The following is an 11,333-nucleotide window of genomic DNA, read 5'->3' on the forward strand; positions in this document are numbered from 1 at the left end:
TGGGATATTTATGCAAATGATTTGATCATACGGTGATAATCCTTGTCGCTGATATTGGATGCTTTCACTTTAATGCGAACCGGAGATTCTTTCTGCTGGCTGTTGACTTCGATTACAATCTTTTTTGCCATTAAGGATTCTTCAATTTTAAATGCACGAAGACGGTTGACCGGATAATCAACACTAGGGAATATGACTCCTTTTTTCAGCGGATGATAATATTTAATTGAAAAGACAGCTCCGGTGTTTTCAAAATGAAAGACTCTTAACCTGATGATACTGGTTAATGTCAGCACGAATACAACAAGAGAAGCAGACAGTATTGTCCATAAAATACTTTCTTCTATAAATGATTTTAGGATGTAGCTGCCAATGGCTAAGAATACATCAATTATCAATAAAGCCATCAGAATTCTCATCTTGAAAATGACTTTTTTTCGATTAGTTACGACCATGTTTGTTTTTATTAATTAATCTTAAAAATTTGTTTATTTTGTAAAAATAATAAGATTATTTTATTTACAATATGTTAAATTGTAAAACTTTAATGGAAAATATTTTTTATATGGCGGGCGGTTCGTAACTCTATGTTTTTCAGGTTAAAATAGGCATTATTTTATTTTTAATTCTCTATTTTGTGATATTTTAAAATGAGGATTTTTCCAGTGGGAAAATGATATTCATCCAAAGCATAAAAGTACCGACAAAACTGAATGGCTAGAGATATAAATGATGATTGCCCTGATAGAAGGCATTTCGGGAGATTTGAGAAGAAGAAAAGAATATTTCTTAAGAATTTCTGAACTCGGAAGCATTTTTTCCGGAGTACATTTTAAAAAACCGGCTGAAATGAGCTGAACTTTCAAATCCGAGTTCGTAAGCTATTTCTTTTACGGATTTATCTGAATAATGAAGATAACGTTTAGCTTCCAGGATAATTCTGCTCTGTATAATCTTTGACGGTGCGGGTTGTTTCAGGATAGCAAAGATGTTGCTTAGTGTTTTGGGAGATTTGTGAAGGGCTGCTGCATAAAAATTGACACCATGTTCCTGTTTGAAGTGCGCTTCAAGAACCAGCATGAATTTCCTTACCAAATCCATTTTTTCATCGGGAAACAACTGATAACTTTCAGATTGCTGTTTTGCAATCCGGGTTGTTTTAATAATAAGCTGTTTGAGGAGTGTTCGCAACATTTCCCCCTGGAAGTTATCTGTAGATTCCCATTCTTCCTGAAATAGTTTTTCGAGCTGAAGCATCGCTCTTTTTTCGGAAGAATTCAGCCGGATAAACATCGGATGTTGTATTCCATAAAAAAGAAACCCTACGCAGCCCACCTCAGCATCGTGATCTACAATGCAGTAAAATTCACGGTTGAACTGCCACGCAACGAGCTGATCCGGACGTTCGAAAACAAAATGTAAACTGGCAACCAATGGTAAAATACAACCTTCCGGCAGCGTATATTCTATTTCATCTATGGTCACAGTTTGTGCCTCGCCTTTGTTGTAAACAAATGTGTTGATAGGAACTGGTGAGCCATTTCGCAATCCGATCCCTTTTAATTCCTCATTATTGATATGCATAATAAAACGGGCGAGGGTAGATTTGTCTTCGTATTTCCGGATCATTTTATCTTTACATTATGATGTCAGTATTCTGTTTATATAGGTAATCCTGGTTACTAAAATTAATTATTTTTTTTCTAATGCTTCCTTTCCTAATTCTATAAGGCCTTTACCATCTACATATCCTATTTGCCACAGCACAAGCTTGCCATTAGGATCGAAAAACAGTAATGAAGGATAAGAGTTTACTTTCCAGTCCTTTGCCAGTTCAATACCTTCTCCTTTTTCCATATCAATCGTATAATTGATGAAATTTCTGTTAAAATAGCCGGCTGCCATCTTATCTTTGAAAGTCTTTGATTTTAATAGCTTACAGGGGCCACACCAGCTTGTGTAAGCATCTACAAAAATGGTTTTACCACTTTTCTTTGCTTCGGCACTGACTTCTTTCCAGCTGATGTTTCTGAAATTGATTTCTTCCGGAGAAATGTTGGCTTTGGCTGTTTTTTGTTGAGCCGTACAAAAGTTTACCGTGAATAAGAAGGCCAGAAGGCTGTAGAGTAATTGATATTTTTTATGGATAATCATGTCTATAAATCGTTTATAAGGTGATGGGCTGCTGATCTTAATAGTTCGGGATTAAGCCGCTGTTTAAAGTCGGGATTTATATATTCAAAATGAATAGTTCCTTTTCTGTCTAAAATAAACACGGATGGCACGGGAAGTAGCAGTTCGGTATTCTTTCCACCTGTCGTTTTCGGAAGCATTTCCCAATACCCTTTCGGTGCCTTAAAAGCAATCCCGAACTGTTTGGAAAGCTTCAGGTCTGCATCTGATAATAGGGTATAGCTTAATTTTTCCTTAGTGGCAGACTGCATAAGTCCTTCAGGCTGGTCCGTACTGATCGCTATGATCTGGTATCCGGTTTTTTCAAGATCGGGTGCAATTTCCTGTAATCCTGAAAGCTGCTTGGAGCAATAAGGGCACCAGCCTCCTCTGTAAAATATCAGGACAGTCGGTTTTTGGGATACTGCAGCATTGAGATCGAAACGCTTTCCGTTTGCGTCCGGTAAAGTGGCCACAGGAATTTTTTCTCCATTAAGTAGGGGACTGATATCTTCAGGTTTTTGAGGAATGGTGTAAGAGGATGATTGCATTTCGCTTTCCGTCATTTCCATGTGATTCTGTTGTTTCTGTGCATGGAATGATGAAGGGATAAGAAAGAACAATGAGCCTAATGTTCCTGATATGATCGTGCGCTGTATTAAATTTTTCACGTTGAATTATTTTTTTAATTGGGAAAATTGGACACCTGTAAGTGTCCAATTTTTATTGATTTTTATTTCTTCTAAGAGCTCAATCTATTGCAGGGTTACCTTAATGATATTGGAAATCGATGGTAAGGTTGTAAATGCATTCGGATTAGGTACTTCCTGTATTGGTTTACTTTCCGTAAGTGGAGTACCTGCCAGGTTGAATTGCGTTATACCTGCACCCGGAAACTGGTTGAGGGCTGTTCCATTATCATACAGAGCTATTGAAGATGAAATATCACCTTTTTGCGTAGCATCCACACCACTTCCTTTGGTCGCAAAGAACCAGTCATTAGAGAAGCCGTACATGGTAGCGACTGCAATTTTATCGCCTGGTGATACATTCAGCTGCTGGGAAACTTTCCCGCCTGCTTGTCCACCTATTTTAGGCAATAATACGGTTGAACCGGCTGCTGCTAAAACATAGACTTGTTTAACGCCGGGCACGTTTTTCAGATATCCTGCCAAAATACTTGCATCTCCTTTTTGTGCCAGTTCTTTTAATCCCTGTCCTCTGTCATTTTCTCCGTTTTTGTAGATCGGATTGTCTATACCATTGTAAACGACTACAAGAATAGGGGAAAGAGGAGTGAAAATTCCGGTTTGCCCATTGATGTAATTTCCGAGATCAGTAGGATCACCGGCTTCTGCGATTTTGGTTAGCCCGTTAACGGATGGCATTCCTTTTTTATAAAGGGGCTCCGGATTCAGAAGATTCCCTCCTGCAATGTAAGAGATGGCCCAAACGCCGGGACTGAATGGAGTAGGATTGGTGGTATTTCCGGATGTATTGGCAATTGTTACCGTGAACGTTGAGTTTCCATCGTAATGTAAAGATACTTTCATTAAAGAAGAAGCCGGTGCATAGGTGTGTCCCTGGGCATCTGTTCCTGCTACTTCCGTGATATTTTTGGCGGTCGTCTCTGCCTTTCCCGGATGCATTAGAGTTGCTCCCGGTGTCTGGTTGATTCTTGTTCCGTTATCCCATAATTTGATCTGGGCCGAAACATCCCCTTCTATAGGAGTGCCGTTATCCTGATATAATTTGATTCCTGGATTTTCCGGTGCGAAAAAAAGGTCGTTGGACCAGCCGTACATCGTAGCAAAGCTTAAAGCTTGTCCTTTAGCAGCAGAAAACTGGAAAGAGATAGATTCTCCGGGCATAATAACCGGTGAGGCTCCATTGTTTTTAAACGTTCCGGATTCCACCAAGGGTCTTGAGTCCAGAACATTTTCAACTGTGATCGTTGATGGCATTCCATTTTCCATAGGGCTGTCATCATTGTCATTGCACGAAAGCAGGACCAAAGGTATTGCAGCTAACGTCAGCCAACTGGATTTTAATTTATTCATTTTCATTTGCTTAAGTATTTTTAATTACAAAGCAAAGATATTGGGACATCCGTTCAGAAGTGGTACCTGCATTTCCCGCGGTGTTGACGATATTTCCCGAAGTGTATCTGGTGTCGGTTATTACACATGGAGAACAGGAGGTAAAAAATACAGATGCGTAATTAAGAATCTTCATCCTGAATACCGGTTAATAAATCCTGAAGAAAGAAATTAAATGGATTTTACTATTAAAATTGAAATTTTTTTAATGTTTCCAAAGAACTTTATAATCCTAAAACAGTATCAAAAGGCTTATAGGAAGGGCTTTTTATGCAATGTATTCTGCTTTTAATTTCACCTTTAGGAGAATACCCTCATTTTTAAAAATCAGTTTTTTCCCTGAACGATGACTTCTTTTAGTTTATGAAATTTGTATCAGACAAAAGAGAGAAAGTAACGAAGTACTTACCATTTCAGTCGCAATATAAAACAAAAGACTGAATGGAGATGAGAGAAATCTTATAGAATGTCAAAAAAAACTAAAACTAAAATAACCATTTAAACGAAAAATATGGCAGATACAGTAAACAACCAGACTACAGATGCAGTTACGCAGACGAATGTTACCGTGCTTGGTGAGTCTCCGGCACAGGCCATGAGTATGCTTTATCAGATGGCCACACACGCCAGCGGGATTTCTATCCAGAACTCGGTATCCAATCAGCAGAACCTGAATCAATTAAACCCTGCGATTGTTGCGGATGCCATAAAGATTTTAAAAGGATAACCTAAAACCTTATAACCATGGCTGAGAATGATAAAGATGCAACAAAAAAAGCTGCAAAAGCTGATCCCACCACTCCGGAGGAGAAAGCAGTAGTGTTTGTGAACACAGAAGTTTTATCGCCGCCACCTACCGACCCGATGTTAGGCGCTGCGAAAATAATGATTGATCAGTCGACCGGGATGATGGTGCAGGATTTACAGTCATTTTTAAAAGGATTTGAACAGGTGGGTCTGGTAGCTCTGAGTAAACTGGCTTTCAATTATTTAACTTATGGGAATTACTATCCCGGCGGGAAAAAAAAGAGTCCAAAGGAAGAAGATGATGAAGATATGGAAGTACCGGAATATGATCCGGCAGGAGGAAACGGAAATGCAATGATGAAGGACCTTTTCAAAATAGTAAGTGATTATGCAGAAGCCAAGACAAAGCTCTCCGGGACCATTTACAACAGCAACATTACTCCTTTTTCAAACGGAAACACAGACCTTCCCCCTTTGGCAGATGTAACCGTGGAAAGTGAGGATTCCGAAAAAAAAAACGGGTAACGCTGCCGGCAGCGGAAGAAACCCCGATACCGGAAGATCCTATGAAAAAGAACTTTACCGTGGCTGACGAGCAGGGAGGGGGAGTTGTGCTGAAATCTATAAAATTAACGGAGCCATTAGTAAAACCGGAAATCAAAGAAGCGGTAGTTCCTGTTGAACAACACATCAGTGAACACACCAAAAAAACTATACTAACAAAACTAATCGAAAAACTTAAAAAAATAAGAGATGAATTATTCAATTGAACCAAAACCAGCGAAGGTTTTAAACCTGCGTACCCTCAGGGAGCTGAATGAAAGCCTTTATCTTACCAGAACGGATGACAATGCCTATTTCAGCGTAAAGAAGCCGGAAAATAACAGCGATCGTGATATATTCGGTCTGCAAACCTCCAATGTCACCATTCAGCCTACGGTAAGGCCGGTCATTAGTATGAAAGGCAAAAGAACCAACAACTATCAATCGTTTGTTATCGAACCTAAAGACAAAGCGACCGGAATTGTAGTGGTGATGATTAAACTGGAAGAAAATCAGACTTTTTTCTGTAATATAAGGATCCTTCCTCTGAGCACCCTGGCAGATATTACCGAACCGGAAGTAGATTCCAGGCTTCTTACCATTAATCTTGAAAAATCGAAATGTGTTCTCAAGACCGATATTACGATCACCGCATCCAATACAGGTGAAGCCCTTTATTCAGTGCATGATGTAGATGTGAACGCAATTGCTAACCTGGTGACTCCGGAGGAAATTATAGAATTAAAAAGGGAGCTGGAATTCCAGGGATCAAAACTGATGGCTCATTATTTCCAGGAAATCCTTGATATTATCCTTAATGAAGCTGTTCCCGTGCATGGCAAGCCGCCGGTAATTCCGGACGACTATATCCTGAGCCTTCCCAACGACCAGATCAAAGAAATGATGACAGCGTGTGCGATCACGGGATGTATTGCCCTGGAAATTATCGGAGCCAATGTGATTCTGGACCTTAACAGGGACTGGACGACTGCAGGCGCTTTTCTCGGCTATTTGCTGTAGGAGATCATTCCTGCGCGGCTGTCTCTTTTCATTCACCATCAAAAAATAATACCTATGCGAAGAAGAATCAATCACAGGTCTTCCAAACCTGCGCGTACCCCTGATCCTGCCCCGATTCCGATAGAAACTGAACCTGTAGAAATCATCGAATCTATACAGACCATTGAGCCGGAAATTGTGGAAGAAGACTTAATGCCTTTCGTGATCACGAACGAGGATGAGATCATTAATTACATCAAGGAGAAAGCAACCAAGGAAACGTTGAAATCTTTAGCTCCTTTGCTGGAAAAGCTTGAGGAAGCAGTTAAACAGCAGCAGGCTTATCAGGCTGCAGCGCCGGCCACAGGAAATCCGGTTGCGATGACCTATGAAGAACAGCTGAAAAAACTTCAGGAGGCTTCCACAGGAAAATTAAAAGAGAAAGAACTGAAGATCGCCGAAAGGATGACCAAGCTGCAGGCAAGATTTGCCAATATCCGTAAATAATCAAATAACCAAAAATTAATAGTTATGATACACAATCAAAATGAAATCAATTTGGAAGTTGTAGGAATGGCTCCCACTGTACCTACGGCGATATCTATGCAGGTGAATGCGCACTCTACAGGATTGATGTACGAGCAATCTGTATCGCACCAACAAAGGGATGCCCTGATCGGTTTAAGCAATTCAGTTATGGGAATTAAAAAAATCGGCTCCCGGAAATTAAAAAAAGAGCTGCTGAATTTCAGAAAAGGACGTTTTAATTTCTGATCAGTCTGAATACTCAGATTACGGATGCGGTTTTCTTCCCTGCAGAAATAAAAGCTGGTGACCTCAACATATATATTAGTCAAAATTTTTCATCCTCCCACCCGCTTTTAGAATGTTGCCGATGCCCCCAAAGAGCAAATATCATGTGGAAATGCAATCTCTCGCTCAAAATGTAAACACTGTACAACAGCCTGCAGGAGAAGAATGGTTTCTTTCATATAGAGGTAAGAACCAAAGAAGGGACCGCATCCTTTTTTTAAATAACAATGTATATATACTATCTGCCCCGTCCGCAAGATCCGCGGAAAAAAATAAAAGTAATATAAAAAACACATCAGGTCGTGATAGTTAGTACCCACGTGTTTATCAAACCAACACAGAATTTTAATTTCTGCCGGTTTCGCGGATAATGCAGATAAGATTCATCAAAAATGGTGATTGTAAAGTTCTTGTTGATTCAGCAGGTATAGCAGATAATCAAAAGATCTGCTCCATCTGTCTGATCGGTGAGATATGAAAAAAAGATCGCAAAGATCAAAAGAAACAGAAAACTAGTTTAACAATCAAATAATTATTAACCGGGATTTAAATCTCAAAAAAAACAAATTACAATTATGGCAACAACAGTTAATTCACAAATCACAGATGCGGTTACTCAATCGAATGTAAAAGTAGTAGGAGAAGCTCCTGCAATGGCTTTGGGTAATGTTTATCAGACTGCGGCTCACTCTACGGGAATCATGTTTGAAAATGCGGTGAACACGCAAAACCAACAGAATATTTTAGGACAGGCAGCAACTACTCAGGGAGTAATGCAGATCTATAGCCTGGATACCGTAGCAGATGCGATCTCTATTGCAAGAATGTTGAATCCTAATTCTTAATAACCTGTTTCTGCTTTAGTAGAAAAACGATAACCATAACCGGAATATCAGGTTAAAGAAAACTCTAATCAACAACAATCATTATGGCAACAGTAGTTAATGAACAAATTACGGATGCCGTTACCCAGGCGAATGTGAAAGTAGTGGCGGAATCTCCGGCTATGGCTTTGGGTAATGTGTATCAGACTGCCGCTCACTCGACGGGAATTATGTTTGAAAATGCGGTGAATACGCAAAATCAGCAAAATATTTTAGGACAGGCGGCTAATACGCAGGGCGTAATGAGGATCTATAGCATAGATACCATTGCAGATGCTCTTTCTATTGCAAAGATGCTGAATCCGGCATAAAAGCTCCCACGCGTAAAAGTAAAATATAACCTTGTAACAACCGGATCATCCGGTTGTTATTCAAAATCAAATTAAAAATTAATAATATGGCAACAGTAGTTAACGAACAAATCACGGACGCGGTAACGCAAACGAACGTAAAAGTAGTGGCAGAAGCTCCGGCAATCGCTTTAGGGAATGTATACCAGACAGCGGCGCATTCAACAGGAATCATGTTTGAGAATGCAGTAAATAATCAAAATCAGCAAAATATTTTAGGACAGGCGGCTACTACACAAGGTGTAATGCAGATCTATAGCCTGGATACCGTAGCGGACGCAATCTCTATTGCAAGAATGCTTAATCCGAACTCTTAAAAATCAATAACCATGATCGGATCGACTGATCATTTTTTAAAACTCTAATCAACATCAATCATTATGGCAACAGTAGTTAATGAACAAATTACAGACGCAGTAACCCAGTCCAACGTAAAGGTGGTAGCAGAAGCTCCGGCAATCGCTTTAGGAAATGTATACCAAACGGCGGCGCATTCAACCGGGATCATGTTCGAAAATGCGGTAAATAACCAAAACCAGCAAAATATTTTAGGACAGGCTGCAACAACACAAGGGGTGATGCAGATCTACAGCATGGATACCGTAGCAGATGCAATTTCTATTGCTCAAATGCTTAATGCAGGATCTTAATACTCATTTCTGCAATAGCGGGAAACACAATACAACCACGGCCGGAGAGTCCGGCCGTATAAAATCTAATAACAATTATCATTATGGCAACAGTAGTTAATGAACAAATCACAGATGCTGTAACGCAGTCCAACGTAAAAGTAGTGGCAGAAGCTCCGGCTATCGCTTTAGGGAATGTGTATCAGACAGCAGCGCACTCTACCGGGATCATGTTTGAAAATGCGGTAAATACGCAAAATCAACAGAACATCCTAGGTCAGGCAGCGACTACACAAGGCGTGATGCAGATCTATAGCGTGGATACCGTAGCAGATGCTATTTCTATCGCTAAGATGCTGAATCCATCTTAATCAGAGCGTGTTTTTAGAATTATATTGTTCAGGGAGAATGCTTTATTGATTCTCCCTGATTTTTTTAATAGGATAAAACCTTAATAACCTAAAATAAAATTAATATGGGATTTTTAAAAGATGGAGTGGTGCTGGTAACAAGAGCTATGCGCGTCCGTTGGGATAATGCAACACCGGTTTACAGACACATCTTGCGTTTGTCGCAATTTGCCCCTCAACTTCGTTTTGTTGATCAGATCGTATCACCCGCAGGAAGAATAGGATCACCGTTCATGGAACCTTTCCGTATTCTGGGGAGAGCCCTGAGCTGGAAGATCTGTTACGACGAACATAAATTTAAATTTAAAATACTGGCAGGACCTACGGATTACGATTTGAATGCGCGCTTGCTTTTTGAACATTCAAAGAATTTTGTAGGGCAAACAGTACCAGGTGCGATGAGAGGGGAAGGAGGGGTCTTCATGGGAAGAAGAGGTCAGAACGTAGTCACAACGGCTATGTTCGGCGGACAGGTGAGAATGACTCATGATGATGAAAACATGACCATGAGAAACTATGCTGAACCGGGACACGTTTTCAGTGAAGGGTATTTGGATCTGGCATTTGTAGATGAGAATGACGGGAATACATATGTTATCCTTGAAGGAGGTGGATACAATAATTTTTCTACGATAAATCAAGGTTTTGGAAGCTGGGTATTTCCGAATATGGGAAGAGCCAATATAGAAGCATACAGAGAATACCGTAACCTTCCCCGTATAAAGCATACGGTTGAAGAAATCAGTAATTAGTGCTCCTGCAATATAATTTCAGGGCAAATTTCAAAAATGATCTTTCAAAACAGATAATACTGAAAAAGAATACAAATTGTATAACCGGTAAACATAACCATCACAAATTTGTATTCTATTCAGTATCAATCATCACTCATCAATCATCACTCATCAATTATCACTTATCAACTCTCAACTCTCAACCACCGTTTTCCAGCTATTTATCCAGCAGTACGATCTCATGAGCATTCACAAAATTATTCTGTACCGCATAGATCACCAGCCCGGCCATATTCTTCACACTGGTTTTGATCATCAGGTTGGTTTTGTGGGTCTCCACTGTTTTGGGAGAGATGAATAAATGATCTGCAATTTCTTTGGTGCTGAGCTGCTGGCAAACCAATCGCAACACATCAATTTCCCTTTCCGTAAGATCGTCTTTAGAGTAGGCATGAAACTCAGGAAGTTTGTTGGACAACTGTCCGCGCATCACATCCACCTGTTCATCGGAAAAATAATGACCATGATGATGCACTGCATCAATCACCTTTAAAAGCTCATCAAGCTCAATTTCCTTGGATAAAAAAGCATGGGCTCCCATTTTCAGCATTTGTCCCATAAATGACCGGCGGTAAAAGCTGGAAAGGACAATGATTTTTACCTCCGCTTCCTTTTGTGGCAGGGCGGACATGACTTCAATACCGTCCCCGTTAGCCATTCTGAGGTCCAGTAAAAGGACGTCCGGCAGATCAATGTTCGTTTCATTCAGAAAATGATGACCGCTTGTTGAGGTCATTACCACTTCGTAACGATCATCCTGATCGATATAGTTTTTTAAAAGTTGTACAAACAACAGGTCATCATCTACGATGCCAATTTTAATTTTTAAGTTTTTCATTTTTTCATTTTTATTTAGGAAAATGGCAAATAGGCGAATTTACTTTTTCGTCTTT

At 39.9% G+C, this 11,333-nt stretch carries 18 protein-coding genes; 12 read left to right on the forward strand and 6 right to left on the reverse strand.

What is annotated here, in order from left to right:
• Positions 1–8 precede the first annotated feature (8 nt).
• From AAEU33_RS11045 to AAEU33_RS11065, 5 genes are all read right to left on the reverse strand, one after another.
• Complete coding sequence (locus tag AAEU33_RS11045; protein ID WP_345992689.1) at positions 9–407, reverse strand: hypothetical protein; 399 nt, start codon at positions 405–407, stop codon at positions 9–11.
• Positions 408–789: 382 nt separating this feature from the next.
• On the reverse strand, positions 790–1,629 hold the full coding sequence (locus AAEU33_RS11050; protein ID WP_345992691.1) for a helix-turn-helix domain-containing protein: 840 nt from the start codon (positions 1,627–1,629) through the stop codon (positions 790–792).
• Between the two features lie 63 nt (positions 1,630–1,692).
• On the reverse strand, positions 1,693–2,154 hold the full coding sequence (locus AAEU33_RS11055; protein ID WP_345992693.1) for a thioredoxin fold domain-containing protein: 462 nt from the start codon (positions 2,152–2,154) through the stop codon (positions 1,693–1,695).
• 2 nt (positions 2,155–2,156) lie between these two features.
• Positions 2,157–2,843: a peroxiredoxin-like family protein gene (locus tag AAEU33_RS11060; RefSeq protein ID WP_345992695.1), complete on the reverse strand. Its 687-nt coding sequence runs from the start codon at positions 2,841–2,843 to the stop codon at positions 2,157–2,159.
• Between the two features lie 84 nt (positions 2,844–2,927).
• On the reverse strand, positions 2,928–4,232 hold the full coding sequence (locus tag AAEU33_RS11065) for a spondin domain-containing protein (protein WP_345992697.1): 1,305 nt from the start codon (positions 4,230–4,232) through the stop codon (positions 2,928–2,930).
• Between the two features lie 550 nt (positions 4,233–4,782).
• Here AAEU33_RS11065 and AAEU33_RS11070 point away from each other — a divergent pair.
• From AAEU33_RS11070 to AAEU33_RS11125, 12 genes are all read left to right on the forward strand, one after another.
• Complete coding sequence (locus AAEU33_RS11070; RefSeq protein WP_034684366.1) at positions 4,783–4,998, forward strand: RebB family R body protein; 216 nt, start codon at positions 4,783–4,785, stop codon at positions 4,996–4,998.
• A 17-nt stretch (positions 4,999–5,015) separates the two neighbouring features.
• On the forward strand, positions 5,016–5,543 hold the full coding sequence (locus AAEU33_RS11075; protein WP_345992699.1) for a hypothetical protein: 528 nt from the start codon (positions 5,016–5,018) through the stop codon (positions 5,541–5,543).
• 41 nt (positions 5,544–5,584) lie between these two features.
• Positions 5,585–5,788 carry a hypothetical protein gene (locus AAEU33_RS11080; RefSeq protein WP_172279393.1) on the forward strand — a complete coding sequence of 68 codons (204 nt, stop codon included), beginning with the start codon at positions 5,585–5,587 and terminating at the stop codon, positions 5,786–5,788.
• Complete coding sequence (locus AAEU33_RS11085) at positions 5,772–6,581, forward strand: hypothetical protein (protein WP_273648573.1); 810 nt, start codon at positions 5,772–5,774, stop codon at positions 6,579–6,581. Before AAEU33_RS11080 ends, AAEU33_RS11085 begins: the two co-directional genes overlap by 17 nt.
• 54 nt (positions 6,582–6,635) lie before the next feature.
• Positions 6,636–7,067 carry a hypothetical protein gene (locus tag AAEU33_RS11090; protein WP_345992702.1) on the forward strand — a complete coding sequence of 144 codons (432 nt, stop codon included), beginning with the start codon at positions 6,636–6,638 and terminating at the stop codon, positions 7,065–7,067.
• Between the two features lie 24 nt (positions 7,068–7,091).
• Positions 7,092–7,334 (forward strand): RebB family R body protein, encoded by a 243-nt coding sequence (locus AAEU33_RS11095; protein WP_172279387.1) that lies wholly within the window; start codon positions 7,092–7,094, stop codon positions 7,332–7,334.
• Positions 7,335–7,948: 614 nt separating this feature from the next.
• Positions 7,949–8,218 (forward strand): RebB family R body protein, encoded by a 270-nt coding sequence (locus AAEU33_RS11100; protein ID WP_034684380.1) that lies wholly within the window; start codon positions 7,949–7,951, stop codon positions 8,216–8,218.
• Positions 8,219–8,301: 83 nt separating this feature from the next.
• On the forward strand, positions 8,302–8,568 hold the full coding sequence (locus tag AAEU33_RS11105) for a RebB family R body protein (RefSeq protein WP_172279385.1): 267 nt from the start codon (positions 8,302–8,304) through the stop codon (positions 8,566–8,568).
• 86 nt (positions 8,569–8,654) lie between these two features.
• Positions 8,655–8,924, forward strand: a complete 270-nt coding sequence (locus AAEU33_RS11110) for a RebB family R body protein (RefSeq protein ID WP_172279382.1) — start codon at positions 8,655–8,657, stop codon at positions 8,922–8,924.
• A gap of 63 nt (positions 8,925–8,987) precedes the next feature.
• Complete coding sequence (locus AAEU33_RS11115) at positions 8,988–9,257, forward strand: RebB family R body protein (protein WP_089027138.1); 270 nt, start codon at positions 8,988–8,990, stop codon at positions 9,255–9,257.
• An 83-nt stretch (positions 9,258–9,340) separates the two neighbouring features.
• Entirely contained in the window at positions 9,341–9,607 is a 267-nt protein-coding gene (locus tag AAEU33_RS11120; protein WP_034684388.1) for a RebB family R body protein, read from the forward strand.
• A gap of 104 nt (positions 9,608–9,711) precedes the next feature.
• Positions 9,712–10,398, forward strand: coding sequence for a hypothetical protein (locus tag AAEU33_RS11125; protein WP_345992705.1), 687 nt, complete (start codon positions 9,712–9,714; stop codon positions 10,396–10,398).
• A gap of 199 nt (positions 10,399–10,597) precedes the next feature.
• Here AAEU33_RS11125 and AAEU33_RS11130 read toward each other — a convergent pair whose 3' ends face one another.
• Positions 10,598–11,278 (reverse strand): response regulator transcription factor, encoded by a 681-nt coding sequence (locus AAEU33_RS11130; RefSeq protein WP_172279378.1) that lies wholly within the window; start codon positions 11,276–11,278, stop codon positions 10,598–10,600.
• Positions 11,279–11,333 lie beyond the last annotated feature (55 nt).

Source organism: Chryseobacterium sp. Chry.R1 (assembly GCF_039645525.1).
Lineage (GTDB): Bacteria > Bacteroidota > Bacteroidia > Flavobacteriales > Weeksellaceae > Chryseobacterium > Chryseobacterium proteolyticum.